Origin of the sequence: uncultured Arcticibacterium sp. (genome assembly GCF_964021845.1) — a bacterium.
Classification (GTDB): Bacteria; Bacteroidota; Bacteroidia; order Cytophagales; family Spirosomataceae; genus Arcticibacterium.
In genome coordinates this window covers 41,219-65,693 of sequence record NZ_CAXHZC010000011.1, presented here as the reverse complement: position 1 = coordinate 65,693, position 24,475 = coordinate 41,219, and the positions used below count along the sequence as shown (strand labels likewise).

The 24,475-nt window shown below is 35.9% G+C and carries 23 protein-coding genes; 6 read left to right on the top strand and 17 right to left on the bottom strand.

Annotation, left to right across the window (positions count from 1 at the left end):
* Positions 1 to 11: 11 nt before the first annotated feature.
* The 9 genes from AADJ06_RS21640 to AADJ06_RS21600 all read right to left on the bottom strand — a co-directional run bounded on the left by AADJ06_RS21640 (position 12) and on the right by AADJ06_RS21600 (position 9,047).
* Positions 12 to 1,268, bottom strand: a complete 1,257-nt coding sequence (locus AADJ06_RS21640) for a GTP-binding protein (protein ID WP_341228584.1) — start codon at positions 1,266 to 1,268, stop codon at positions 12 to 14.
* A 190-nt stretch (positions 1,269 to 1,458) separates the two neighbouring features.
* The gene (gene cysD / locus AADJ06_RS21635) at positions 1,459 to 2,370 is read right to left on the bottom strand and encodes a sulfate adenylyltransferase subunit CysD (protein WP_341228583.1); all 912 of its coding nucleotides are present in this window, start codon (positions 2,368 to 2,370) and stop codon (positions 1,459 to 1,461) included.
* A gap of 45 nt (positions 2,371 to 2,415) precedes the next feature.
* Positions 2,416 to 3,090, bottom strand: coding sequence for a phosphoadenylyl-sulfate reductase (locus AADJ06_RS21630; protein WP_341228582.1), 675 nt, complete (start codon positions 3,088 to 3,090; stop codon positions 2,416 to 2,418).
* 6 nt (positions 3,091 to 3,096) lie between these two features.
* A complete protein-coding gene (locus AADJ06_RS21625) occupies positions 3,097 to 3,978 on the bottom strand; it encodes a sulfite exporter TauE/SafE family protein (protein WP_341228581.1) in 882 nt (293 codons plus the stop codon).
* A 4-nt stretch (positions 3,979 to 3,982) separates the two neighbouring features.
* Positions 3,983 to 4,750, bottom strand: a complete 768-nt coding sequence (cobA, locus tag AADJ06_RS21620) for a uroporphyrinogen-III C-methyltransferase (RefSeq protein ID WP_341228580.1) — start codon at positions 4,748 to 4,750, stop codon at positions 3,983 to 3,985.
* Positions 4,750 to 6,834 carry a HEPN domain-containing protein gene (locus AADJ06_RS21615; RefSeq protein ID WP_341228579.1) on the bottom strand — a complete coding sequence of 695 codons (2,085 nt, stop codon included), beginning with the start codon at positions 6,832 to 6,834 and terminating at the stop codon, positions 4,750 to 4,752. The genes cobA and AADJ06_RS21615 overlap by 1 nt, the downstream gene beginning before the upstream one ends.
* A gap of 93 nt (positions 6,835 to 6,927) precedes the next feature.
* Positions 6,928 to 7,833, bottom strand: coding sequence for a ribonuclease Z (locus AADJ06_RS21610; protein WP_341228578.1), 906 nt, complete (start codon positions 7,831 to 7,833; stop codon positions 6,928 to 6,930).
* A 15-nt stretch (positions 7,834 to 7,848) separates the two neighbouring features.
* Complete coding sequence (locus tag AADJ06_RS21605; protein ID WP_341228577.1) at positions 7,849 to 8,178, bottom strand: hypothetical protein; 330 nt, start codon at positions 8,176 to 8,178, stop codon at positions 7,849 to 7,851.
* The gene (locus AADJ06_RS21600; RefSeq protein ID WP_341228576.1) at positions 8,175 to 9,047 is read right to left on the bottom strand and encodes a glycosyltransferase family 2 protein; all 873 of its coding nucleotides are present in this window, start codon (positions 9,045 to 9,047) and stop codon (positions 8,175 to 8,177) included. Before AADJ06_RS21600 ends, AADJ06_RS21605 begins: the two co-directional genes overlap by 4 nt.
* Before the next feature lie 95 nt (positions 9,048 to 9,142).
* Here AADJ06_RS21600 and AADJ06_RS21595 point away from each other — a divergent pair, with 95 nt between their 5' ends.
* The 5 genes from AADJ06_RS21595 to AADJ06_RS21575 all read left to right on the top strand — a co-directional run bounded on the left by AADJ06_RS21595 (position 9,143) and on the right by AADJ06_RS21575 (position 15,415).
* Positions 9,143 to 10,282: a glycosyltransferase family 4 protein gene (locus tag AADJ06_RS21595; protein WP_341228575.1), complete on the top strand. Its 1,140-nt coding sequence runs from the start codon at positions 9,143 to 9,145 to the stop codon at positions 10,280 to 10,282.
* A complete protein-coding gene (locus tag AADJ06_RS21590) occupies positions 10,283 to 11,626 on the top strand; it encodes a hypothetical protein (RefSeq protein ID WP_341228574.1) in 1,344 nt (447 codons plus the stop codon). It begins immediately after the preceding gene.
* Positions 11,623 to 12,687 carry an acyltransferase gene (locus AADJ06_RS21585; RefSeq protein ID WP_341228573.1) on the top strand — a complete coding sequence of 355 codons (1,065 nt, stop codon included), beginning with the start codon at positions 11,623 to 11,625 and terminating at the stop codon, positions 12,685 to 12,687. Before AADJ06_RS21590 ends, AADJ06_RS21585 begins: the two co-directional genes overlap by 4 nt.
* A 42-nt stretch (positions 12,688 to 12,729) precedes the next feature.
* Positions 12,730 to 14,616, top strand: a complete 1,887-nt coding sequence (glgB, locus tag AADJ06_RS21580; protein ID WP_341228572.1) for a 1,4-alpha-glucan branching protein GlgB — start codon at positions 12,730 to 12,732, stop codon at positions 14,614 to 14,616.
* A gap of 76 nt (positions 14,617 to 14,692) precedes the next feature.
* Positions 14,693 to 15,415 carry a hypothetical protein gene (locus AADJ06_RS21575; protein ID WP_341228571.1) on the top strand — a complete coding sequence of 241 codons (723 nt, stop codon included), beginning with the start codon at positions 14,693 to 14,695 and terminating at the stop codon, positions 15,413 to 15,415.
* A gap of 3 nt (positions 15,416 to 15,418) precedes the next feature.
* Here AADJ06_RS21575 and thrC read toward each other — a convergent pair whose 3' ends face one another.
* Positions 15,419 to 16,726, bottom strand: coding sequence for a threonine synthase (thrC, locus tag AADJ06_RS21570; protein ID WP_341228570.1), 1,308 nt, complete (start codon positions 16,724 to 16,726; stop codon positions 15,419 to 15,421).
* A 102-nt stretch (positions 16,727 to 16,828) separates the two neighbouring features.
* On the opposite strand from thrC, the gene AADJ06_RS21565 reads away from it, so the two are divergent.
* Complete coding sequence (locus tag AADJ06_RS21565) at positions 16,829 to 17,950, top strand: THUMP domain-containing protein (protein ID WP_341228569.1); 1,122 nt, start codon at positions 16,829 to 16,831, stop codon at positions 17,948 to 17,950.
* Here the strand turns inward: AADJ06_RS21565 and carA are convergent.
* The 7 genes from carA to AADJ06_RS21530 form a co-directional block, all read right to left on the bottom strand.
* A complete protein-coding gene (carA, locus tag AADJ06_RS21560; RefSeq protein ID WP_341228568.1) occupies positions 17,947 to 19,056 on the bottom strand; it encodes a glutamine-hydrolyzing carbamoyl-phosphate synthase small subunit in 1,110 nt (369 codons plus the stop codon). The two genes, AADJ06_RS21565 and carA, sit on opposite strands and share 4 nt — an antisense overlap.
* Before the next feature lie 244 nt (positions 19,057 to 19,300).
* Positions 19,301 to 19,699, bottom strand: a complete 399-nt coding sequence (locus AADJ06_RS21555; RefSeq protein WP_341228567.1) for a DUF805 domain-containing protein — start codon at positions 19,697 to 19,699, stop codon at positions 19,301 to 19,303.
* 79 nt (positions 19,700 to 19,778) lie between these two features.
* Complete coding sequence (locus tag AADJ06_RS21550) at positions 19,779 to 20,198, bottom strand: DUF805 domain-containing protein (protein ID WP_341228566.1); 420 nt, start codon at positions 20,196 to 20,198, stop codon at positions 19,779 to 19,781.
* A gap of 74 nt (positions 20,199 to 20,272) precedes the next feature.
* Positions 20,273 to 21,607, bottom strand: coding sequence for a DUF58 domain-containing protein (locus AADJ06_RS21545; protein WP_341228565.1), 1,335 nt, complete (start codon positions 21,605 to 21,607; stop codon positions 20,273 to 20,275).
* Positions 21,607 to 22,590: a MoxR family ATPase gene (locus tag AADJ06_RS21540; RefSeq protein ID WP_341228564.1), complete on the bottom strand. Its 984-nt coding sequence runs from the start codon at positions 22,588 to 22,590 to the stop codon at positions 21,607 to 21,609. Before AADJ06_RS21540 ends, AADJ06_RS21545 begins: the two co-directional genes overlap by 1 nt.
* 2 nt (positions 22,591 to 22,592) lie before the next feature.
* Positions 22,593 to 23,828, bottom strand: a complete 1,236-nt coding sequence (locus AADJ06_RS21535; RefSeq protein ID WP_341228563.1) for a hypothetical protein — start codon at positions 23,826 to 23,828, stop codon at positions 22,593 to 22,595.
* Positions 23,825 to 24,424, bottom strand: a complete 600-nt coding sequence (locus AADJ06_RS21530) for a hypothetical protein (RefSeq protein WP_341228562.1) — start codon at positions 24,422 to 24,424, stop codon at positions 23,825 to 23,827. Before AADJ06_RS21530 ends, AADJ06_RS21535 begins: the two co-directional genes overlap by 4 nt.
* Between the last annotated feature and the right edge of the window lie 51 nt (positions 24,425 to 24,475).

Here is a 24,475-nt window from a genome sequence, read left to right as displayed (position 1 = left end):
AGTGAATCCGATTACATTACAAAACCCAAACCCGCCGTTGTGTTTGACATTGGGTCTATGAGTATAAATGCTCCATTTGAAGGATTATCCGTATAGGTATCAGCGAATATCTCGCCAGCAGTTTTCAGATTAACCACACCAATTTCATTTAGCTTAATGTCGTTTCTTTCGTCAGACTCTGTTAAATGCTGCACATCTAATACAGAATCAATAGAAATTGATTTCGCTTTTTGAGTATTAACGCCATGCTGAAGAATATACGTTTTGCCCGCTGAAAGCGGTGTGCTGTCCATCCAACAGACGGTTGCTTTTAAAGCCTTTTTGCCTTCAGGCACCACATTAGAACGTGTTAACATGTTACCACGACTAATATCAATATCCGTATCTAAAGTTATTACCACAGAATCTCCAGCAATAGCTTTAGTTAAATCAGTCTCAAATTTTTGAATACTCTTTATGGTAGAACTTTGACCGCTAGGTAAAGCCGTAACTTCATCTCCTACCTCAAATTCACCACTGCTTATTCTTCCGGCATAGCCTCGGTAATCGTGATACTCTTCTGTTTTTGGTCTTACCACATACTGTACTCCCATTCTGGCAGGAATAGCATCAGCACCCGTTCTTACTTGCTTGTTTTCAATACTTTCTAAAATGTTCAACAATGAACCGCCATCATACCAAGCCATTTTATCAGACTTTGTAGTGATGTTATCTCCATAAAGCGATGACAAAGGAATGAAAGTAATTTTTTGACCTTCAAAACCTGCTTTTCCTACCGTGGTTTCAAAATCCTTTTTGATAGTTTCAAAACTATCTTCAGAATAATCTACCAAGTCCATTTTATTAACCGCAACTATTACATTTTCAATCCTTAATAACTGACTGATGTAATAATGTCTTTTTGTTTGCTCAGAAATACCATTCCTAGAGTCAATAAGTATGATAGAAACAGAGGCATTACTAGCTCCAGTAATCATATTACGTGTGTACTCAAAATGGCCTGGAGTATCAGCAATAATGTACTTACGTGTAGGTGTATTGAAGTAGATATGTGCCACATCAATAGTGATGCCTTGCTCACGCTCGGCTATCAAACCATCTGTCAAAAGAGAAAGGTCTGTAAAATCAAGTCCTTTTCTCTTAGAAGCAGTTTCTAAGGCTTCTATTTTATCTTTTGTAATAGATTTTGTTTCGTAAAGTAAACGGCCTATCAATGTGCTTTTACCATCATCTACCGAACCCGCCGTTGCTATCTTTAATATGTCCATTTTTTGTAAATTCTCTTCTTTCTTTAAAACTACTCCAGTTAGACTTGGAGACATTAGACGTAAGACAAAAGACTTGCTTCATCTAATTATTTAAATTTCGTTCTTATAATTTAAATTTTGAGTTTATCAAGGACTGGAGCACAACAAAGAAAAGTAGTCTTGTGTCTTAAGTCTTTGACTAATCTGCACTCTAAAAATATCCTTGTTGCTTACGTTTCTCCATCGCTGCTTCAGAACGTTTATCGTCTATTCTAGCACCTCTTTCTGAGATTTCCGCACTAAGAATTTCGTCGATGATGGAGTCTATATTATCTGCAGTTGACCTTACGGCAGCCGTACAGCTCATATCTCCTAAAGTTCTAAACCTTACAGATTCTTCGTAAACCTCCTCGTCATCTGTTTTATTAACAAATTCTGATTCAGACCAAATCAAACCATCTCTGTCAAATACTCTTCTTTTGTGAGCGAAATAAACAGATGGGATTTCTATTTGTTCTTCTTTAATATAATTCCAAACATCAAGCTCTGTCCAGTTAGAGATAGGGAAAACTCTTACATTTTCACCCATATCAATCTTTCCGTTCAGCATATCAAACATTTCTGGTCTTTGCTTTTTAGCATCCCATTGACCAAAATCATCTCTTACGGAGAATATTCTTTCTTTGGCTCTAGCCTTTTCCTCATCTCTCCTAGCACCACCCATGCAAGCGTCATACTTTCCGTTTTCAATGGCCTCTAAGAGCGTTACGGTTTGAAGAGCATTTCTACTGGCATATTTACCTGTTTCTTCTTTTACTTTTCCTTCGTCTATTGACTGCTGTACACTGCCAATCTGAAGGTCAAGGCCAAGTTCCTCTACAAGTTTATCTCTAAACTCAATAGTCTCTGGGAAGTTATGCCCCGTATCTACATGTAAAAGTGGAAAAGGAATTTTCCCTGGATAAAACGCCTTCTGAGCTAATCTAACAAGGGTAATGGAATCTTTACCACAAGAAAAAAGTAAAACAGGCTTCTCAAATTGAGCTGCCACCTCTCTCATGATATAAATGGCCTCATCTTCCAATTGTCTCGGAAAACTTCTATTGCTATCTTCTAAAATCATCGTAATATCTATACTATTAAAACTAAATTCTATATCTAAAACATGCTATTTAACTGCATGTAAACCACATTCTTTTTGAGACTCTTCCCAATACCATCTACCAGCTCTAGGGTGCTCCCCTTCTACAATTGCTCTGGTACATGGTCCACAACCAATGCTTACAAATCCTTTCTTATGAAGGCTGTTTTGCGGCACTTTATGCTCTTTTAAATAATCCTCCATTTGTTCAAAAGACCAATCTATCAATGGATTGAACTTGTGAACCTGATTACCTTCATCCCACTCCCACATTTTCATGTCGTTCCTGTTTTCAGACTGGTCGGCTCTTAAACCAGTAATCCAAACATCGGCTCCTTTTAAAGCACGTTTTAAAGGTGCTATTTTTCTTATGAAACAACATTCTTTTCTATCCTCCACAGAATTAAAGAAACTATTAAAGCCTTTTTCTTTAACCAAACTCTCCACCTGTGCTGTTTCAGGGAAGTAGGTGGTAAACTCTTTTTTATAACGGGCTTTGGTTTTATCCATCACCTCATAAGTTTCTTGAAAATGACGGCCAGTATCCAAAGTAAATACCTCTACAGGCAAATCTTTAGAGAAAATGGCATGTGTTATGGCCTGGTCTTCCTGTCCAAAGGAGCTTGAAAAAACTATGTTGGAATGGTTCTCCACCACCCAATTAAGTCTTTCTTCTAACGTTTTATTAAATAAATCTTCCATGTCTTTTTAAAAGAATATCCCTACTACGTTTATTAAACTGACCAGAATAACCACAACGGAAACTATAATCATTAAGATTTTTTGAGGGATAAATTTAACTAGATATGCTCCTAATGGAGCGGCAAAAATACCACCAATAATTAAGGCGGCAATAAGCTGCCAAGCTTTTGTGTCAACGAAGAGCATGAAAATGCCCGTACTAAAAAAGGCAACAAAAAACTCAGCTGTGTTAACGGTTCCTATCGTTTGTTTTGCTGGATTACCTTTACTCAAAAGATTTGAGGTAACTAAAGGTCCCCAACCTCCGCCACCTATGGCGTCAAAAAAGCCACCATATAGGCCAAGAATACCGAGGTTTTTATTAACAGGTATTTGAGGTTTTGCTTTAAAAGCTTTCATGAATATCATGACCCCTAAAAACACAAGATAACCTGATATATAAGGCTTTATAAACTCACCATCAATCACTTCCGAAATAACATAAGCTCCTATCATAGAACCTATTACACCAGTAATCACTATTCTAAAGAACATATTCTTGTCAATGTTCCCCAAGAATATATGTGACAAGCCTGATACTCCTGCTGTAAATACTTTGGCAGTATGAACACCTGCCGTGGCATAAGCTGGCGGTACTCCTACACTCATCATAAGTGAACTACAGGTGGCACCATAAGCCATACCTAAAGCCCCGTCAATTAACTGTGCAATGAAACCTACAAAAACGAAATAATAGAAAAGTGAATCCAGAGCGAAAGTAGATGCATCAAAATCTACGTAAACCCTATAAAATAAAACTGTAGCCAGCCCAACTTTCATTAAAACCATCAGAATAGCGATGGATTTAAATCTAATATTGTCGCTTAGCGAAAGAGCCAGTTTTTTCATTTAATTATGCTACTCTTTGATAAATGGATATTTGTTCTTTTAAATCCTCTCCAAAACCATTTTTTAGAGCATTTACTACGTCACCAATCACTATTACCGCCGGATTAGTCAATTCTTTCTCCTCGGAAAGCGAAACTAATTCACCAGCTTTTCCTATACCCATTTTCTCGTTTTGGGTAGAGGCATGTTCAATAATGGCCGCAGGTATATTTGACTTTCCTTGGTTTGAAAAAATGGCTTCAATCTCTGCCAATTTACTCATACCCATCAGGATTATAAGCGTACTGTTTGATTGCGAAGCCAATTCTATATCTCTACTTAGGCTACCGTCTTTTTTGTGACCTGTAATCACCCAGTAACCGTCTGCACTATTTCTATCTGTAAGTGGTATTCCTGAAAGACCAATCGAATTGACCGATGAAACACCCGGAATATATGAAGCAGAAATTCCTCTTTCTGTTACAAAATTTATCTCTTCTACTCCTCTTCCAAACACAAATGGGTCTCCACCTTTCAACCTAACCACATGTCCTTTTTGAAGAGCTTTCTCTACAATTAGCTCATTGATTTGGTCTTGTGAAATACCTCTCTTATGACCTCTTTTGCCTACGTAAACTAATTCAGCGGAATCAGCATATTCCAAAAGCTCTTTTGAAGCCAGATTATCATAAAGTACCACATCAGCACTTTTCAGTGCTTTTATAGCCTTTAAGGTAATCAGTTCAGGGTCACCTGGACCGGCTCCAACTAAAGTAAGTTTTGGTGCTAACATTAGGCCAATTTCAAATTTTGAGAATTTCTATACTTCATCGCATTTTCCAAAAATGTTTTTGCATCAGCTAAGTATTTATTCGCGAACTCTAGAGACGGCTCGTTTTTCTTGATTTGAAGTATTTGCTCCGCAATCAATCCACCAAACTCTTCTTTATAATTCTCATCAAAGTCTGCAATTACACCCATTTGTGTATTTGTCTTAACTCCTTTGTCAATTAAAAGTCCTTTTGCGGCATTAACCTGAGAAGAGTATGCGTGATAAATGGCATCTGCGTAACGTTTTTCTTCAATAGCAACTTTAGCATTATCTATTTTCTCTTCAGACTCGAAAAATAAAATACCTACTAAGTCAACAATTACAGAAGCACACTCTCCTACTCCAATCTCCGTTTTAAACTGCTCCTCACGACCCCAGTCAATAAAATCAGTCTCAACCAAAGTTGTAATATCAGCCAAAGGCTTCAAAATATCGTAGAAATATATCTTTCCTTGACGGTCATAGTAATCGTTAAAACGCTCTCCTTCCGTAGCGTTTTCGCCAAAATCTTTCAAGACATACCTTAAAACGTCTGGTCCTTTTTTACTTGGTACCTTTATTACCTTATCTGCTGCTCTGCCTTCGCCGTCTCCTATAGTTCCTCCACCTAAAAGCACTTGAAGAGCAGGAAGCACTCTTTTATCTTTAGTACGCATGCTACTACCATGAAAACCAATATTAGCCACACCATGCTGACCACAAGAGTTCATACAGCCAGAAATCTTAATCAGAATATCATTATTCTTTATAAGCTCCGGAAACTCGCTTTCAATAACCCCTTCTAAAACTTTAGTGATGGCTGTGCTATCAGAAATTGCCAAATTACAGGTATCTGTTCCTGGGCAGGCTGTGATGTTAACAACACTATTAGCACCAGCTTCTGCATAACCAAACTTTGCTAAAACAGAATAAACATAATCTAAATTAGCCTCAGGAATATTTCTAAAGAACAAACCTTGATTAATAGAGATACGCATGTCGTTCCCTATATACCCTTCTAAAGCATCCAGAAGACTTCTGGTTTCCGTAGTAGTTATATTACCTAAAGGAACTCTTACAAAAACGCCAAAAAGACCTTCTTGTTTTTGCTCTATTACGTTCGTTGCTTTCCAGTTCCCATATTTAGTCTTATCTGCTATTTCAATATCCCCTTCTGCTACTTTATACGCTAATTCGGGGGCATCAGTTGCTGTATTGATTTCAAAAACTTTGGACTTCAATGCGGCCCTCTCTTCTTCCAATAATTCCATGAAAGCTTCAAAACCAATCTTTGCTATAAGGAATTTCATTCTAGCCTTACTTCTACTGTTTCTTTCACCATGACGGTCAAAAACACGAAGAATAGACTCCGCCAAAGGAATAATCATATTCTCAGGCAAGAATTCATAAGCTACATCTGCCATTCTTGGCTGAGCACCTAAACCTCCACCTACTACAACTTTAAAACCACTTTGACCGTCTTTTACTTTGGCAATAAAACCAATATCATGCATGTAAGCTAAAGAAGTATCTTCATCCGTGTTTGAAAATGAAAACTTCATTTTACGTCCCATCTCTTGGCAGATTGGGTTTCTTAAAAAGTACTCAAAAGTAGCATGAGCATGAGCTGTCAAATCAAATGGCTCATCCTTATCAACACCTGAAGTCACAGAACCCGTTACGTTTCTAACTGTATTACCGCAAGCTTCTCTAAGCGTTACATTATCTTTTTCAAGCTCCGCCCATAACTCAGGAGTTCTGTCTAAGCTTACGTAATGAATCTGAATATCTTGACGTGTCGTAAAATGCATCATCCCTGTAGAGTACTCGTCAGAAACGGTACATATTCTTCTCCACTGGTCAAAAGTCATTTTACCATAAGGAAGTTTAATTCTGATCATCTGAACTCCTTCCTGACGCTGGCCATAAACACCTCTCGCCAAACGAAGACTTCTGAATTTATCATCATCAATTTTCCCTTCTTTAAACATTTGGATTTTTCTACCAAGATCCAAAATGTCTTTTTCCACTATTGGATTTTCTAATTCTGTTCTAAAGCTTTGCATTATTATGATTTCCTTTTATGAGAACTGAGTGCAAATATATTAATAGTCTACTAAACTAATAGACTTAGTAGGTTAAAAGTTCAAAAAAAGTGTTTAAATCTTATAAACAGCTCCTTCTATAGCCATTTCAACCCTATCAGACACTTTTTCTGCCTCTTCAAAATGACGGTCGGTAGTCTTGTACCTAGAAGAAAGGTGCCCCAAAATCATCTTTTTCACCTCGGCAGCTTCGGCAATTTTGGCAGCTTGTTCTGCTGTACTATGTTGAGTTTTCTCCGCTCTTGCTTCTAATTCTTTGGTAAAAGTAGCTTCATGATATACTAAATCAGAGGCTCCAATAATTGGTACTATTGCTGGATTATAAGCAGTATCTGAACAGTATGAAAACACTTTAGCGGGTTCTCCTTTTCTAGTATAATCTAATGACTTGAAAACCTCTTGACTTAATGGGTCTGTGACATCTTCACCATCTTTAAGAAGATTAATAAAAGCCACAGGGAAGTTTTCTGGTAACTTTTCAGGAATCAAATGCCTTCTCCCTTCTTTTTCCGTGATTTTGTATCCTGTACACGGAACTCTATGAATTAAGGGAATAGTTTCAATAGAAAATGTCTTATTCTCAAAGAGCATTTCCGATTTAGAATTATCAGTTTTAATAAAATTGAGCTCAAAGCCTAGTGAAGTATTTGCGGCGACAAACTGTACGTTCAAAATATCAAGAAGAGGCTCTGGCCCTATTAGTGTCATTGGTTCTTTTCGGCTGCTTAGGTTCATGCTAGAAAGTAAACCTATCAAACCAAAGTAATGGTCTCCATGCAAATGACTTATGCAAATAGTCTTAATTCGACTTACCTTGATTGATTTTTCTAGTAGCCTATACTGTGTCCCTTCTCCACAATCTATTAAAATATGCTCATTACTAAATGAGACTAAAAAAGCTGACGGATTTTTACCCACTTGGGGTGATGCTGAACCAATACCTAAAACAGTTAATTTCAAATGCTTTTCCTTTTTTTATTCCCCCATTTCTTTTAGAAATTGGTTCTCTAAGTCGTTCATAAAAATAGCCTCTTTGGCTTCGTGGAAGGTTGGTAAAAAAAGTACTCCTTCTACTTCTGTACGCTCTTCTCCTGTTAAAACGAGTAGACCATCGTATTCTTTTATTCTTTCATTCCATTTTTGAAGAATACCTAGGTCTGAAACGCCAAATTTGTAGGTAGCATAATCCACGATTACAGATAACTTCTCTAATGGAATTTCAGAAGTAAGAGCAGCTAATGTTTTACCCTTTTCTTCGAATATAACAGAAATAATTTCTTCAGAAATATCTAACTTAAAACTCATTCTTCTTTTGCATTTTTTAACTCCCAAATTTTGGCATCAACCAAAAACCTAAACCAGAACCCTTGTAAAAAGTGAAAAATCAAACCAGGCACTCCTTCTCTAAAACCACCTTTTAAAACAAAACGGTGAAAGAAATAAAGAAAAACTCTCAAAAAAGGAGGATAAGAATAGTACTTCATTCTTTGATATCTCCTCTTCTCCATTTCGTTCCCATCCTTTAAAGCTTGAACCCTTCCAGCTCCATGGTTACTCTGATAATCTATATAGTCTTGAGCTTCTAAAGTAGACCACTTATTGTGTCGTTCTGTAAAAACCGTTAAAGATTCGGTAATGATATCGATAACATTACCTTTAAGAACTATACTCTCCCCTTCTATAAGAAAATGCTGATCGTACTTCTTTAGTTCACACTGACCAAAACCCTTTCTAAAAATAATGCCATGGTATACTGGAAAGTGCCCACCTCTTTTAATCCATTTCCCTAAAAACATGGTTCTTCTTGAGGCCATAAAACCATTAATGTTTTCTGAAATCCCTTTGTCAAAATACCCTTTGAGTTCATCCAGCAATTCCGGCATAACTCTATGATCTGCATCTAAATTTAGAATGAAATCATTTTCTATTTCAAGATTATCAAAAGCCCAATTTCTTTGAATACTGTAGTTTTCAAAGGCGTTTTGTACTACTTTGACCGAAGGGTATTTCTTAAGTAGCGATAGTGTGTTATCTGTAGAAAAAGAATCTACCACATATATCTCCCCTACAAAATCATAAATGCTATTGAGGCATTCTTCAATATTCTTTTCTTCATTAAAAGTAAGAATTATGGCTGTAATTGGAAGTTTGTTACCTAAAGCAGTTTCAGTCATAGGGCAAAGATAATTTTTTGTTTTTCGCATTCGCATTCAAAGTCCTATATTTTTATTCCTAAATTTGCCTAAACACCGAAACTTAAAGTGCATAAATGCGGATTTTACTGATTCATCAGTTTCTTTGGTCACATTACAAAGCAGGAATTTTTCAGGAGCTAGAAAACATTGTCAAAGGGAAACCTGAAGACTCGCTTCACATTATTCAAACCGCGAAGTATGAAAAATCTCGCTTAGATTTTGGGGAAGCTGATACCTCTATCCATACGTACGAGTATGAACTACTTTATGATGATGTTTATGAAAACACAAAGTATCTTGACAGAGTAAAGCAAGTATTTAAAAGACTAAGGCTTTTAAAACCTACGGTTATTACACTACCTGGCTATTATGAACCTGCCATGGTGACAATACACTTTATAGCCAAACTGATGGGAATTAAGGTGGTACTGGCGGTGGACTCTACTGAATCAGACAATCCAAATAAGTGGTACGCTGAGCTCATTAAGAAAATCATTGTTTTTTTTGCTGATGGTTTTTTTTGTTATGGCAAGAAGTCTGCCGACTATATGCTAAAGCTTGGTGCTCCCGAAACTAAAATTTTGATGCGACGCAATTCGGTCAACAATAGGCTTGTTGCTGATATTCACATAAAACATAAAGAGTCTAAGGAGTTTAAAGAAGAAAGAAAAGGATACTCCAAGCACAATTTCATTTTTGTGGGACGTTTTCTGGATATCAAAAACCTTATCCGCCTTATAGAGTCTTACAAAAAATTGACACATGCTCAAGATTGGGGACTTATTCTTGTGGGCGATGGGCCATTGAAAAAAGATATCTTGGCAAAATATGGCAACTTGAAAGGCTTATTTATTTTACCGCCTCAAGAGTGGCATGGAGTTCCTAAAAAACTTGCACTTGCAGATATTCTTGTTTTACCAAGCTACTCCGAACCATGGGGTTTGGTTACTAATGAGGCTATGGTTTGCGAAATGCCAGTGATTGTCTCAGAACAATCAGGCTCTTCTGCTGATTTAGTAAGAATCAATGAAAATGGATTTACCTTCGATGCCTACGCTGAAAAGGAGCTAAAAGATGCCATGCAGTTCTTTGTAGACAAGCCCGAAAAAATAACTGAATTTGGATTAAAATCTAAAGAAATGATAGCGAGTTTTTCTCCTGAAAATGTGGCTAAAGAGATGTATGAGGGTTATTTAAAACTGCATAACGCTTAAATGAGATTGCTAAACTTCATATTAAAACACAGAGATGCATTTGCCATTAGCATGGTTTTCTGTAGTGGCCCGCTTAATTACGCCATAAGAGATGGAATAGGCCTTGCTCCTAACAGTACAGCTTTCTCTACATTATTCATGTTTGGGGCTATTTTTCTTGCACTTCCCTTTAGAAACTTCAAGTCACTCTACATAAATGACACCCCTTTAGTTTTTCTAGGTATATCTTTCTTGGTTATGGTCATACTTTATATGATTATTTACCCAGCATACAGATATATGTCTATTATGCTTTTCATTTACGACTACTTCGTCATCGGGATTGTTCTTTATTTCTATTTTTACCTTATGACTGTCCGGGAGTCCTATTTAAGAATGAACTTCTTAAAGATATGTATCGGCCTCTCTATTCTTGGTTCTGTAGGTCTTGTCTATTTTGTTATAAAGAACCCTAATTATTCTCTCGGACAGCGTTTCGCTATTTCTTATGGTGACTCTTCTGAAATGGAAGCAATGGGTAATCCACATATTTTTGGAAGGGGTGCTTTTTTTGGAATTGTGGCTGGTTTCATTTACCTCAAATATGAAAGCAGGAAGCTTTGGAGGTATGCCACAACTTTCGCTTTGATATTCTTTTTTGCCGTTTTAATATTGGCTCAAGCCATGTCCTCCATCATCTCTGGCTTTCTTTTTGTCTGTTGCTTTATTTGGTTTAACCATAACGCTCGCACAATCTGGAATAAAATTAAATTTCTGTTTACCAAATGGTACGTATGGCTTATTGTAATTTTTATGTCAGTGAAGGGCATCGATTTCATTCGACAGAATGAAGCAATTCTTGATCTAGGTTATCGATTTGTCCAGCGAAGGCTAGAAAAGTTAGTTAATACTTTTATACCGGAAGAAGTAGATGATAAGTGGTATAGTAAAGGCTCCGTGCAGGTTGACCTATCCGCAGCAGGACGAGTGGAAATTCTCAACAGAATGGCAGAGGATTTAGCAGAGAATTTTGAAGAAGGGAGATACCTCAATCTAATTTTCGGTAATGGCTATTACGCTTTTTATGTAGATGTTCCAATCGTGGAGGTTTTTAATTCCTACGGCTTAGTCGGCTTTCTCTTATTTGGCGTCTTTTTCTACCTTATGTTAAAATATTGCTATATAGAAATCAGGAAACCCACCAGCATAATTAGCGAATTTGCAGCGTATGGTTTTATCTACTTTTTTGTTTTTACATTTACCAATGGGCTAATCATTGATTACAACAGGTGGACTTTCTTTGCTTTAGTTTGTAGATTTATGCCGGCCATAAATAACAGCATCATCAAACCGAAAACTACTTGAACTCAGCCAGAGTAAACAATTTTGACCTTATTAGACTTGTGGCAGCATTGCAAGTCCTAATTTATCACGCCCTTACTCATTTTAATCTAAACAGCGTTTATCAAGATAAAATAAAGGCAGTAATTTCTTACTTCCCCGGTGTTCCTATTTTCTTTACCATAAGTGGTTTTTTGATTTATAAATCAATTGAAAGGAATAGCCATGACCTAAAACGATACTTTAAAAACCGTTTGATTAGAATCTTCCCGGCCCTATTTATCTGCTTACTTTTTACGGTAATCTTACTTGCAAGCTCAAATGAATTAACATTTCCCGATTTCTTTTCAGCTTCATTTTGGTTGTGGATAGCTGCTCAGCTTAGTATTTTCCAATTTTATAAAATGCCTTCGCTAGCAACTTGGGGTGTAGGTCACCCTAACGGTAGCTTATGGTCTATTTCTGTAGAACTTCAGTATTACTTTTTCTTACCACTCTTATTCCTTTCCGTATTTAAATGGCGTAAAACAAAGCTTGTTCAAAACTTAACTTTCCTGTTTCTAGGTTTACTCTCCTTAGTTTATGCCAGCTATCAAAAAACTGTCATTTTAGAAAGCGAAATGGCAGGAAATATCATGGGTGTTATACTCTTTAACTATCTCTATTTCTTCTGTATTGGTATTTTGATTTATATAAATTTTGAATTTATTTCAAAGTTCCTTAAAAATAAAGGGCTTTTCTGGTTAGTTTTTTTTGTAAGCTATACGCTAATATTCAGAAATTGGCTGGGTCTTTTTGATAACATATATGAAGTATCGGCCTATGGATTTTTAGGAGCTACACTATTAGGTATAGCTACCATTTCTTTAACTTATACAGCTCCTTCATTAAGCAATAAATTATTACGCGGAAACGACATTTCCTATGGGATGTATATTTTCCATATGCCAATATTCAACTATTTCATAAATCAGCAAAAAGAAATTAGTTGGGAAAAACTCATCTTTATATGTGCCATAGTTATTTGTGTTGCTTATCTTTCATGGCGTTTCATTGAGAAAAAGATGTTACAGTTTAAAGTCTAGAAGAATCCCTATTTAAATAATATAACTTAAAACCTTTAATTTATGTCCTTTAGCTTATTATCCGATTATGATATTCACCTTTTCAAATCCGGAAAACACTACAAGCTTTACGAAAAACTAGGCTCTCATGTAGTTGATAACGATGGACAGAAAGGCACTTATTTTGCAGTTTGGGCTCCAAATGCAGAAAAAATTGCTGTAATAGGTGATTTTAATGGTTGGAATAAAACTTCAAACGAACTAAGCCCAAGATGGGATCAGTCTGGAATATGGGAGACATTCATCCCTGATATTGGCAATGGTCAAGTCTATAAGTATTTTATCAAATCTAATACAGGCGAAGAGCTTGAAAAGGCAGATCCTTTTGCTCTTATGTGGGAAAAACCACCTAAAACTGCCAGTATAGTTTGGGACACTTATTATGAGTGGAGTGATAAAAACTGGATGGATATAAGGAAAGACAAAAACTCTTTAGATTCTGCCTACTCTGTGTATGAAGTTCATTTAGGTTCTTGGAAAAGAGACCCTTCTGATAATGACAGAAGACTGAGCTATAGAGAAATAGCGAGAGACCTGGTTCCTTATGTGAAAGAGATGGGCTTTACGCATGTGGAGCTTATGCCGATAATGCATCACCCATACGAACCAAGCTGGGGATATCAAGTAACGGGATACTTTGCTGCTAGTAGCATTTTTGGCAATCCTCAAGACTTAATGTTCTTGATTGAAGAGCTTCATAAAAATGATATTGGTGTAATTTTAGACTGGGTCCCTTCTCATTTCCCTGGTGACGCAAATGGTTTATTCCGATTTGATGGAACCGCATTATATGAACACGAAAACCCACATGAAGGTTATCATCCTGACTGGAAAAGCTATATTTTCAACTACGGTAGGTTTGAAGTAAGGTCTTTCCTCATCAGTAACGCCCTTTTTTGGCTAGATAGATTTCATGTTGACGGTTTGAGGGTGGACGCTGTAGCTTCTATGCTTTACAGAGATTATTCAAGAAACGAAGGCGAATGGATACCTAATATACATGGTGGGCGTGAAAACCTTGAAGTTATATCCCTTCTAAAAGAAATTAATGAAGAAGTTTATGCTTCTTACCCAGGTACACAAACCATTGCCGAAGAATCAACAGCTTTCCCGGGTGTTTCAAGACCTACGTATAGTGGAGGTTTAGGCTTTGGTATGAAGTGGATGATGGGCTGGATGAATGACACTTTAGCCTACTTTGAAAAAGATTCAGCCTTCAGGAAATTTCACCAAAAAGACATTACTTTCAGTACAGTATATGCTTTTACGGAGAACTTTATGCTACCACTCTCTCATGATGAGGTAGTATATGGAAAAGGCTCTCTCTTAGACAAAATGCCCGGAGATGATTGGCAAAAATTTGCAAACTTAAGATTACTCTACACTTACATGTTTACACACCCTGGTGCTAAACTACTATTTATGGGAGGTGAATTTGGTCAAAAAGCAGAATGGGACTTTAAGAATAGCTTAGATTGGCATGAACTTGAGAATCCGCTGAATAAAGGAATGACAGAACTCATTAAAGGTTTAAACAACGTTTATAAGACAGAAAAGTCTTTGACCTTAAATCAGTTTAGTCATACTGCTTTCCAATGGATAGACACCACAGACGAAGAAAATTCTGTATTGTTTTATAAAAGAAAAACAGAAACAGAAGAGGTATATATAGTGCTAAATATGACCCCAGTGCCTAGACAGTCTTACCAACTCGGTGTAGACAATGCTGGTACCTATGAAGAAATACTTAACAGTGACAATGGACTCTATGGAGGTTCAGGAGTTGGGAATGGGTCTTTTAAAGCTAAAAAAGCTCCATATCACGGTCTAGAGTATTCAGTTACTTTAGATTTACCTCCTTTAGCGGGTATAATTTTCAAAGGAAAGTAACGTTAACATTTTATATCAAAAAACTGGTTCAAATTTTGAAAGCTCATTAATGAGCTTTTAAAATTTGTCTTATAGAATGTTACGAGTATTTATAATATCCCTTTGTATTTCTGTGTCCAATTTAACCTTCGGCCAAACGCTAGAAGAACTTGTAGATACCTACATTGAGAAAAAAGGAGGCAAAGTTACCTTGACTAGGCTAAACAGCATGAAGGAGGTAAAAAAAGTAGTTACAAACGACGTTACTTATCAAACTACTACCATTCAAAAAGGACCTGCATATAAATCAACACTTAGTTACGAAGGCATAGAAATAACTGCTTGTTATGATGGAAGACAAGGTTGGGCTACCAACCCCATTACTATGAAATACGAGGTGCTTTTAGAGGAGGACATGGGAGACCTGCTAAATACTATTGAAGATTTCCCTGACCCTATTTTCAAAAGCTATAAAAACCAATATGAACTATCAAAAGGAAGTGATACTCTTATTAACGGGATTCCATGCTACGCCCTATCAATTCTTAAGCCAGACCATATTTTCATGAAAAATAATATTGTCGGTAAAAAGGATTTTTATATCAACAAACAAAACTTCCAAATAGTAAAAAGCGTTGAATTTAACGCAAATGGCGAACTATCAATCTATTACTCTGACTACAAGGAGGTTGACGGTGTACAATATCCTCATAAACAGAAAGCGGAAATAAACGGCATTCCATCTTACACTTCTACTGTGGAAGAAATAGAATTAAACAAGCGTATTAACAGTGCCCTCTTTTCTTTAGAGCGACAGTAAATACTAGATTAAATCATCCAAGTAACTTCTAAAAACCTTATAGTCTGGTTTCATTTCTAAGGCTACTTTAGTTTTATCCAACAAGTCTTCCAAACGCTCTGGAACAGGCAAGCCATCACCAAGAACTTGTTCCATATCAGGAAGGAATTTAGCATAATGAGCTGTTGATAAGAAAACTCCAGAAACTGGCTCTTCAATAGTTTCCAAATATTTAGTTAAACCCAAATAGGCAATGGCAGTATGCGGACAAACCACATAATCATACAATTTCTTAACTTCTAATATTCCTTCTTTTGTTTCTTCATCTGTGTATGAATATCCAGAAACAGAAGCAGCTAAATCTTCAAATTCATCACCAAATAAAGCCTTCAATCTAGGGAAGTTACTAGGATTCCCTACATCCATAGCATTTGAAATAGTACTAATAGAAGGTTCAATAGCCTCATAGTTCCCTGATTTTAAATATTCAGGCACTACTTTATTAACATTAGTAGCCGCGACAAACCTATAAACGGGCATTCCCATCTTATGGGCAATAACCCCAGCACTTAAATTGCCAAAATTGCCGCTAGGCACACTAAATACTACAGGTAAATGCTTCTCCTTTAATCTAGAATAGGCATAAACAAAGTAGAATGCTTGAGGAATTAGCCTGGCAATATTAATTGAATTGGCTGAAGCCAAATTTAGCTTTTCTCTAAGTTCTTCATCTAAAAAGGCAGTCTTAACTAGTTTCTGGCAATCGTCAAAAGTTCCATCAACTTCAATAGCTTTAACATTCTCGCCAAGTGTGGTTAGCTGTTTCTCCTGAATATCACTTACTTTTCCGCTAGGGTATAAAATATGAACATCAATATTACTCTGACCATAAAAACCTTGAGCCACAGCTCCACCAGTATCACCAGAAGTGGCAACTAGGATATGTACTTTCCTATTCTTCTTTTCTAAAAAGTATGACATCACAGCGGCCATGAACCTTGCTCCAAAGTCTTTAAATGCCATAGAAGGGCCATGAAACAGTTCTAGACAGTATAAATCATCTCCTATATTTACAGAAGGAGCATCAAAATCCATAGAATTTTGAATAAGTCCTTCTAGATCTTCTGCTAGAATTTCATCTTTAAAAAAAGCATTAGCAATAACAAAGGCTATATCTTGAAAAGATAGACTTCCACAGGTTTCCCAAAATGTATCTGGTAGTACAGGAATTTCGTCTGGTAGATAAAGTCCATTATCCGGTGGTAATCCCTGAAAAATAGCTTCCTCTATTCCTACCGATGGGCTTGTCTTGTTTGTGCTAAAAAGTCTCATTGTATTCCCTAAACTGCTTTAATTCGCCGCAATTTTAGGAAAATTATCACCAAGAGACTAGAGAATTGACAGAAATGAGGATATTAAATTTAGCTTTGTAGCATGGAAAACTATCAGATGATTGCCAAGACTTTGGCTGGACTAGAAAACGAACTATTTGCGGAGCTAGAAAATCTAGGTGCAGTAAATATGCTAAAAAGAAAAAGAGCTGTGTCATTTGATGGTGATGACGCCTTAATGATGAAAGCTAATATGGCTTTAAGAACATCCATTAGCATTTTGATACCTATCATGGAATTTGAGGCAAATGACGAATATGAATTATACGACCAAGCGTTCGCTGTTCAATGGGAAGAAATATTTGGCTTAAGAGATACCTTTTCCCTCACCGCAACTGTTAGCGGCGAAATATTTACCCACTCTAAGTATGTAGCTCTAAAAACTAAAGATGCCATAGTAGATAGGTTTAGAAAGAAATTTAAAAGTAGACCAGATGTAGACACCGTAGATGCAGATTATCAGTTCAATGTCCATATTCAGTATAATAAATGCACCATTTCCTTAAACTCTTCAGGTGACTCACTTAATAAAAGGGGATACAGAACATTTTCAAACGAAGCTCCATTAAACGAAGTGCTGGCAGCAGGAATCATTTTAAAGTCCAGCTGGAATGGAAAGGATGACCTCTACGACCCTATGTCAGGTTCAGGTACATTTGGAATAGAGGCCGCTCTAATAGCCACTAACAGAGCCCCTGGCTTAAATCGAGGGTTTGGCTTTCAAAGGTGGTCAGATTACAACCAAGCTTTATTTTATGAAGTAAAAGAGAAACTTGAAGGGGACGTAAAAGAATCTGAAACCAATATCTATTGCAGAGATTTATTGACTGAAAACATTGACAACATCTCTACCAATGTAGAAAAAGCCAATTTAGAAGAAAACATTAAAGTTAGAAAAGAGGACTTTTTTAGATCAGAAAAAATAGGAGAAAAGGGAGTAGTTTTTCTTAATCCTCCCTATGGCGAAAGGCTTCAAATTGACGAAATCAATTCGTTTTATAAGAATATTGGCGACCAACTTAAGAAACACTACACCAATCATGAAGCTTGGATAATAAGCTCAAACTTAGAGGCTCTTAAATTCTTTGGACTAAAACCTGAATCTAGGCACCAAATGTTTAATGGTGGCCTAGAATGCAAGTTAAATCATTATAAACTCTATTAGCCTTTGGCTAATAGAGAAACAAAATCGTCAAATAAATACCTTGAATCATGAGGTCCTGGAGCGGCCTCAGGGTGATACTGTACAGAGAAGGCGGGCTTATCTTTAACTTTAAGCCCTTCTACCGTTTTATCGTTTAGGTTTATATGGGTAATTTCCACAGTATCAATGCCAGCTACTGCATCAGCACTTACTGCAAAACCATGGTTTTGAGAAGTTACCTCAGACTTTCCAGTTACCAAGTTTTTTACTGGGTGGTTTAATCCTCTATGCCCATTGTGCATCTTATATGTCTTAATTCCACAAGCTCTACTTAAAATTTGATGCCCAAGGCATATTCCAAACAATGGCCTTCCGGTTTCCAACATAGCTTTTACTGTATCTACGGCGTAATCCATTGCAGCTGGGTCGCCTGGACCATTTGAGATAAAGAAACCATCAGGATTCCATTTCATAATTTCTTTTAAGTCAGTCTTTGCATTAAAAACCTGCATATAGCAATCTCTTTCCGCAAAACTTCTTAAAATATTATTCTTACAGCCTAAATCAAGAACGGCCAGCTTATACTTGCTAGCTTCATTTCCAAAGAAGTAAGGTTCTTGGGTACTAACTGTACTTGATAACTCTAAGCCCTCCATAGAAGGGCACTTATCTAACTCACCTTTTAAAGCTACTAAGTCTTCAATCTCAGAGCTAATGATACAGTTCATTACTCCTGCATTTCTAATGTGACGTACTATCTGTCTGGTGTCCACGTCACAAATACCAACAATACCAGCATTCTCTAAATATTCCTGCAAAGAACCGTCAGCCGTATTTCTAGAATAATAGTTATCGGCATAGGCATTACATACCATTCCTTTAATTTTCACACTTGAAGATTCCTCTTCAGACTCCATTTTCACACCATAATTACCAATATGTGAAGTGGTGTTAATGATGACTTGTCCCGAATAAGAAGGGTCGGTATAGATTTCTTGATATCCCGTCATACCTGTATTAAAACAGATTTCTCCAGACGATGTACCTTTTTTTCCTAAAGCTTTCCCTTTAAATACAGTCCCGTCCTCTAGCATGAGGTATGCCCCATGTGCTTGCGTTTTTTCCATCAATGTTTAAGTAGATTTCCGATGAGTAGAATGAATTATCGGAGTGTAAAGTTAGAGGAAAATATGGAATTTTCCATTCTTGAAGATGTGAAAATGAAATAAGAAGGTGTTTTGCGTTAAACTAAAACTTAATTCAAGTAACTAGACTAAATGACAAACAATGTGCACCTATTTTTTTACTAAAAAATTTTACCACAATTCAGAATAAAAAAAGGAGGCTAGAAGCCCCCTCTTTTATTAAATATTATAAACTTTCTCCTATTTGATCTATTTCATCATCCTCATAGTTGCCTATCCCCTTTGGATTCTCTCCATATTCATTTGGTCCGTGATCGCTATCTGTACATAAGAGAACTATCATCCATATCGGCCCAACCAGAGGAATTAGTGATATAAAGTAAAACCAACCACTCTTACCAACGTCATGAAGTCTTCTAACCAAAACTGCAATGTTTGGTATCATTGCTCCAAAGACATATACAAGCAATAAAATGAAAGTATACTCTCCAAGTATTGAGCCCATCATTACAAGTATAAATGAGGTAAGCATGTGAAATAAAATAAACATCCAATATTCCTCTCTTCGAGCTCTGCCTTCAAAGTTGGCGTAATTTAATCTGAATGCGTCTAAAAAATAATTCATTTGTTTGGTGTATAAAGTTGCTCTACTCTTAAGGCTTTTCGATTACTCCCCGTTTTAATTGGAAACGGCTAACATATAACTATAAACTTTTTCCTATTTCGCTAATTTCATCTTCATTTGAATTTCCTTTACCTTTTGGGTTTGGTCCATAAGCATTCTCTCCATATTGGCTATCAGTACAGAAAAGTACCAGCAGCCAAAAAGCACCAACAAGTGGTATAAGTCCTATTAAAATGAAAGCACCGGGTTTACCAACATCATGAAGCCTTCTTAAAGTCATTCCTAAATTAGGAACGAATGTGAAAAGCATATAAAGCAAATAGATATAGCCACGTCCCATAACATCTTCCCCATCAAAAGTCATTCCTAAAGTATTATCCAACAGAGTTGTAATAAAAACGGCAATCATATTGAAGAGAAAAAACATCCAATATGCCTTTCTTCTTGCCCTACCTTCAAAATTGAAATAAGGTCTAAATGCATCTAAATAATAGTTCATATTAAAAAAAATAATTTACCCTACTGTTATGGATTTTCAGTAATTCCCTACGACATACTTTTGTCATCGCCCCATTAAATCATCTGTTTTTTCTTGATATTCAGATATTTATTAATCACTTGGATACTTAAATCATTTGGTTTTGCAATCAAAGATTGAATCCCATGCTTATTTAATTCTTTCGCAATTATTCGATTTTGGATTAGAAAATTCTTTGCCGTAATTTTTGAATAGACCCCCTTTAAATCTTTTGCTTCTTCTTCCACAAAAGTTCTAATAGCCGTATTTTCAAATGAAATTACTAAAACCAAATGCCGGCTAGATAAACCTTTCAAATAGCTCATGTTCCTTTGCATACTTTGAACAGTGTCAAAATTGGTAAATATTATTAAAAGGCTTCTTTGCAAGACCCTATATCTCACAAATTTATAAAGCTTTTCAAAATCAGTTTCTCCAGATGCCGCACTTATATTAAAAAGGCTCTCATTTATTGTTTTTAAATGTTGCGGTTCCCTTTTTGCCACCAAAATACTACAACCTTCTGATGAGAAGGTTATAATACCTGCTCTATCCTTGATATCCAAAATTGCTTTAGAAAGTCCAATACCTCCATTTATGGCGTAGTCTAACAACTGCTGCTCATTAAAACTGGACTTCATGTTTCTTCCCAAATCAAGTACACAATAAATATCTTGACTTTTTTCTTCTTGATATTGGTTAAGCATCAATGAACCTTGTTTAGCACTTGCTTTCCAATTAATGTGCCGAACATCATCCCCAGCTACATAATTCTTTATTTGTTCAAACTCTAAGCTTTGACCAATCTTCCGAATATAGGTCCCATTTGCTTCGTTATAGTGGTTTACCATGGCGAACAGCGGAAGTTTTTTTAACTGAAGAAAAGAAGGATAGGAACTAATACTCTGTTCCACATCGAAAGTCAATTTTCTACTTACTAAACCAAATGTAGAAAGTCGGGCTATTAAATAATGGTTACCCCATTGATAGTTGCCTCTCTGCTTCGGGCTTATGTGATAAGTAAATTCTAAACTACTGCCTGCTTCGATTACTAAATCTTTTTGCCAATCAAGTTTTTGCAACTGAACTGGTAAATCTTCATAGGCTTCCAGTAGTAATTTCTGAGAACTTAAATTCCTGTATCTAAGTATTACAGTATGAGTGTCACCATTACTTAGCCTAGTAGGCAATATTCTTTCGCACTCAAGAAGCCCTTTTTTAGAATAAAGCACGATACTGTCAAATAAGATACCCACACATAAAGCTAGAAGTAGAATAAAAGCTAGAAGATTAGCAAATAGCCAAACTAAACCCAAAGCATTTATAAAAACACTTACTAAAAGAATCCAGAAACTTCTTTTACTTAGGTAATATGTTTGAAAAAAACGCACTAGCGAGGAACTTCAATTGACTTAAATAAATCTTCTATAATTTCATGGGCGGTCAAGGCTTCAATTTCAGCTTCAGGTCTTAAAATCACCCGATGACCAAGTACCGCTAAACCGACACTTTTAATATCATCAGGCGTCACAAAGTCTCGTCCTCTAATTGCAGCAAAACCTTTTGCTGCATTCATTAAAGCTATTGCCGCTCTAGGAGATGCCCCTAAGTCTAAATGTCTGTGAGAACGACTATTTTGAACTATGGAACCTATAAATTGAAGTAAGTTGTCATCAATTCTTACAGATTTTACTGTAGCTCTTAAGGAAACTATTTCATCTCCAGAAATTATCTTACTTATTTCAGGAAGCAGTTCCACTAAACCATTGCTGTTAAACTTCCTTAGCATTCCTAACTCAGCGTCTGCATGAGGGTAATTAACAATTATTTTAAAGAGAAATCTATCTAACTGAGCTTCTGGCAGCCTATAGGTACCTTCTTGTTCCACAGGGTTTTGAGTCGCAACCACTATGAAAGGTTCTTTCATAGGATAAGTACAGCCATCTATAGTCACTTGCTTTTCTTCCATTAGTTCAAATAAAGCTGCCTGAGTTTTAGCTGGAGATCGGTTTATTTCATCAATGAGTATGTAGTTTTTAAAAATTGGCCCTGGTTTATATTCAAACTCCAAAGTCTTTGAGTTAAAAATAGAGGTTCCTAAAATATCAGAAGGCATCAGGTCGGGTGTAAACTGAATCCTTTGAAAAGAAATGTCCAAAGCTTTTGCTAACAATTTAGAACTAAGTGTTTTCCCCACACCAGGTACACCTTCCATTAGAATATGGCCATCACACAGCAATCCTATAAATAGCAATTCTAGAACTTTGTCCTGACCAAAAACTATCTTTCCAAGTTCTGACTTTATTTTTTCTAATGCCTCAGCTAGTTCACTGAGTTCAATACGATTCTCAAATATTGGTTTATCCTCTTCCATATTTAGTTTTTATAAAATTTCTGTACGTTTTGATACATCTTTATGAGCTCAGTATCTTTTAAATCTTTGCCATTTTTCACCGCTTCCATATCGCTTAAAACCCCCATTAAAACATGCTCTTTTCTACCTGTTTTATGAGACAACAGTTCTAGGTTATCCAGAGACACATCTTTTGCATAAAAATGATACTTATCTTTAAGGTCTTCGAGAAAATGAGCATGCATTTTACGAGCCATTAAAAGGTGATTTTGTTCATTCCAGTATAAACCCGTAATCACATTAACAAAATCCAAAGTTTGATTTTTAGCTTCTGGTAATACCTCAACCTCCTTTTGAATTCTTCGATAATAAAATAAAATGAAAAGTAAAACTGTGAAAATAAACGTATAGAAGGCTATTTTTAAAGAAGGATACTTGTGAATTGTATTTAAAACCTTAGACTGTTTTTTTTCAGAAGGCGAATTTCCTTTAAAATCTTTATAATAATCATCCCAAACAACGCCTCTATTTTTAATATCTACCAAGGTCATAAGCTGATTCAAAAACTTATAGTTTTTTTTATGAAGCAAAAAGTAATTACTAAAAACCAAAGGATTATTTGACAAATAGACCTCACCCTCCCCTATCTTAATTCTAACCATTTGAACATTTCCAAGGTCATCTTTTAGTATGGGAATCACATTATGATTTGAACTATCTATCCTATTCTTAAAATCAGATTGATTAATTGCCCAATGACCAGGGTAAGCATAGTTCTGAGGGAAAAACTTAAGAGACTCATCCCATACCTGTCCGGTTTTAGACTTAAGTAAAATTGGTGGAAACTTATAATCAATATTTTCACTACCAGCATTTGTTTGAAAAAGAGAGTCTAAAAGCTCCGCACCAAGATTGAATGAGGAGATTAGCCCCACATTGCCGGAACTTATATAATCTTTTAATCTTCTAATTTCATGATATTCTGGTATATAATATGGTGCTATTGCCACATATAAATTATTCTCTATATAACCATTGAAATTTTCATTCTCAGGTACTAAAGGTTGGTAATTATTGCGAAAGTTATCCTTCCTTAATTGCGAGTAAAAGAACTTAGTATCATAAGGTTTAAATGAGTTCTTACTTAAAGAAAAGCTTTTGTCTAACTTTTTTTGCCTAGAATACGGCTTAGTAAGGAGCCAATAGCTTATTACTACCCCTCCAATTAAGAACAAACCTATGTAAACCGTCCTTTTCAAAAAATAAGGCTTTTAAATATTTTCTCGATCCTATAAAAACCATCGCTATCTATTTTAAAATCGCCAAACCATAAATATTCATAATATTTTATACACTCTTTAATTTTAGCCATATCTTCATCTAACACTTTGTCTTCAATTGTCAATTCTGATATATAATCGTAATTAGTTTTATGACTCTCAAAAACTATAAAATCATTATTATTTAATTCTTTTAAAAGCCAAATAAAATACCATCGAATTGCTCTCTTGAAATCCTTTTCTTTAAGTGCTGAATTCACTTCATTAATATGATTAGACTCAAATATGTCTTCTTTAGAAATAATATTAGATTGAACAGAAGAAGTACCTATTTTTTTGTTGTTAGATTTAAAATTAAAATTTTGAAACATAAAGTAAATCATAAGCACCAAGACAATAGCTAGTAGGGACCAAGCCAAAATCTGAATAAAACTCCCCAAGCCATTTAGAGAAACTAATCGAGTTTCGAATTCAAACTTCCTTTCCTTCTTCGTTCCTACCTTTTCATCCTCAAACAGTTCATCAACGTACCAAAATCCCTTGGACGCTTTCACACTATCTACTTCACCTTTCATTATATACGGAGTTTCCTTCACATACTCATTAGAGTTTTGAGACCATCCAAG

Bases quoted from the DNA above. Each gene is read 5' to 3' on its own strand.
- AADJ06_RS21640 (WP_341228584.1), bottom strand. From the start codon at position 1,268: ATGGACATATTAAAGATAGCAACGGCGGGTTCGGTAGATGATGGTAAA.
- cysD (WP_341228583.1), bottom strand. From the start codon at position 2,370: ATGATTTTAGAAGATAGCAATAGAAGTTTTCCGAGACAATTGGAAGAT.
- AADJ06_RS21630 (WP_341228582.1), bottom strand. From the start codon at position 3,090: ATGGAAGATTTATTTAATAAAACGTTAGAAGAAAGACTTAATTGGGTG.
- AADJ06_RS21625 (WP_341228581.1), bottom strand. From the start codon at position 3,978: ATGAAAAAACTGGCTCTTTCGCTAAGCGACAATATTAGATTTAAATCC.
- cobA (WP_341228580.1), bottom strand. From the start codon at position 4,750: ATGTTAGCACCAAAACTTACTTTAGTTGGAGCCGGTCCAGGTGACCCT.
- AADJ06_RS21615 (WP_341228579.1), bottom strand. From the start codon at position 6,834: ATGCAAAGCTTTAGAACAGAATTAGAAAATCCAATAGTGGAAAAAGAC.
- AADJ06_RS21605 (WP_341228577.1), bottom strand. From the start codon at position 8,178: ATGAGTTTTAAGTTAGATATTTCTGAAGAAATTATTTCTGTTATATTC.
- AADJ06_RS21600 (WP_341228576.1), bottom strand. From the start codon at position 9,047: ATGACTGAAACTGCTTTAGGTAACAAACTTCCAATTACAGCCATAATT.
- AADJ06_RS21595 (WP_341228575.1), top strand. From the start codon at position 9,143: ATGCGGATTTTACTGATTCATCAGTTTCTTTGGTCACATTACAAAGCA.
- AADJ06_RS21590 (WP_341228574.1), top strand. From the start codon at position 10,283: ATGAGATTGCTAAACTTCATATTAAAACACAGAGATGCATTTGCCATT.
- glgB (WP_341228572.1), top strand. From the start codon at position 12,730: ATGTCCTTTAGCTTATTATCCGATTATGATATTCACCTTTTCAAATCC.
- AADJ06_RS21575 (WP_341228571.1), top strand. From the start codon at position 14,693: ATGTTACGAGTATTTATAATATCCCTTTGTATTTCTGTGTCCAATTTA.
- thrC (WP_341228570.1), bottom strand. From the start codon at position 16,726: ATGAGACTTTTTAGCACAAACAAGACAAGCCCATCGGTAGGAATAGAG.
- AADJ06_RS21565 (WP_341228569.1), top strand. From the start codon at position 16,829: ATGGAAAACTATCAGATGATTGCCAAGACTTTGGCTGGACTAGAAAAC.
- carA (WP_341228568.1), bottom strand. From the start codon at position 19,056: ATGGAAAAAACGCAAGCACATGGGGCATACCTCATGCTAGAGGACGGG.
- AADJ06_RS21555 (WP_341228567.1), bottom strand. From the start codon at position 19,699: ATGAATTATTTTTTAGACGCATTCAGATTAAATTACGCCAACTTTGAA.
- AADJ06_RS21550 (WP_341228566.1), bottom strand. From the start codon at position 20,198: ATGAACTATTATTTAGATGCATTTAGACCTTATTTCAATTTTGAAGGT.
- AADJ06_RS21540 (WP_341228564.1), bottom strand. From the start codon at position 22,590: ATGGAAGAGGATAAACCAATATTTGAGAATCGTATTGAACTCAGTGAA.
- AADJ06_RS21530 (WP_341228562.1), bottom strand. From the start codon at position 24,424: ATGAAAGGTGAAGTAGATAGTGTGAAAGCGTCCAAGGGATTTTGGTAC.